Raw genomic sequence first — 1,676 nt, 5'->3', positions numbered from 1 at the left:
CGTCAGCTCCACATGTCACCATGCTTCCACCTCGAACCTATCAACCTGATCATCTTTCAGGGATCTTACTAGCTTACGCTATGGGAAATCTCATCTTGAGGGGGGCTTCATGCTTAGATGCTTTCAGCACTTATCCCTTCCGCACATAGCTACCCAGCTATGCCCTTGGCAGAACAACTGGTACACCAGCGGTGCGTCCATCCCGGTCCTCTCGTACTAAGGACAGCTCCTCTCAAATTTCCTACGCCCACGACGGATAGGGACCGAACTGTCTCACGACGTTCTGAACCCAGCTCGCGTACCGCTTTAATGGGCGAACAGCCCAACCCTTGGGACCGACTACAGCCCCAGGATGCGATGAGCCGACATCGAGGTGCCAAACCTCCCCGTCGATGTGGACTCTTGGGGGAGATAAGCCTGTTATCCCCGGGGTAGCTTTTATCCGTTGAGCGATGGCCCTTCCATGCGGAACCACCGGATCACTAAGCCCGACTTTCGTCCCTGCTCGACTTGTAGGTCTCGCAGTCAAGCTCCCTTATGCCTTTGCACTCTACGAATGATTTCCAACCATTCTGAGGGAACCTTTGGGCGCCTCCGTTACACTTTAGGAGGCGACCGCCCCAGTCAAACTGCCCACCTGACACTGTCTCCCGGGTCGATAAGACCCGTAGGTTAGAATTTCAATACAGTCAGGGCGGTATCCCACCAGCGCCTCCACCGAAGCTAGCGCTCCGGTTTCAATGGCTCCCGCCTATCCTGTACAAACTGTACCAAAATTCAATATCAGGCTACAGTAAAGCTCCACGGGGTCTTTCCGTCCTGTCGCGGGTAACCTGCATCTTCACAGGTACTATAATTTCACCGAGTCTCTGGTTGAGACAGTGCCCAAATCGTTACACCTTTCGTGCGGGTCGGAACTTACCCGACAAGGAATTTCGCTACCTTAGGACCGTTATAGTTACGGCCGCCGTTTACTGGGGCTTCAGTTCAGAGCTTCGCTTACGCTAACCCCTCTCCTTAACCTTCCAGCACCGGGCAGGTGTCACCCCCTATACTTCGCCTTACGGCTTCGCAGAGAGCTGTGTTTTTGCTAAACAGTCGCTTGGGCCTATTCACTGCGGCTTTCCGTTAAGAAAGCACCCCTTCTCCCGAAGTTACGGGGTCATTTTGCCGAGTTCCTTAACCAGAGTTCTCTCGCACACCTTAGGATTCTCTCCTCGCCTACCTGTGTCGGTTTGCGGTACAGGCACCTTTTATCTCGCTAGAAGCTTTTCTTGGCAGCGGGGAATCAAAGACTTCGCTCCATAAGGAGCTTCCCCATCACAGCTCAGCCTTTACGATAAGCGGATTTGCCTACTTATCAGCCTAACTGCTTGGACGTGCACAACCAATCGCACGCTTCTTCTATCCTTCTGCGTCCCTCCATTGCTCAAACGATAAAGAGGTGGTACAGGAATATCAACCTGTTGTCCATCGCCTACGCCTGTCGGCCTCGGCTTAGGTCCTGACTAACCCTGAGCGGACGAGCCTTCCTCAGGAAACCTTAGGCATTCGGTGGACGGGATTCTCACCCGTCTTTCGCTACTCATACCGGCATTCTCACTTCTAAGCACTCCACCAGTCCTTACGGTCTGACTTCACTGTCCTTAGAACGCTCCCCTACCACTGATACCATT

The 1,676-nt window shown here is 53.3% G+C and carries 1 rRNA gene; it reads right to left on the bottom strand.

Features of this window, described 5'->3' with window-relative positions:
• Positions 1-1,676 (bottom strand): 23S ribosomal RNA (locus tag VF726_RS31460); the annotation flags it as partial.

Source organism: Bacillus sp. Brlt_9, assembly GCF_051948935.1.
Classification (GTDB): domain Bacteria; phylum Bacillota; class Bacilli; order Bacillales; family Bacillaceae_G; genus Bacillus_A.
This window is presented reverse-complemented; position numbering and strand designations above follow the sequence as displayed.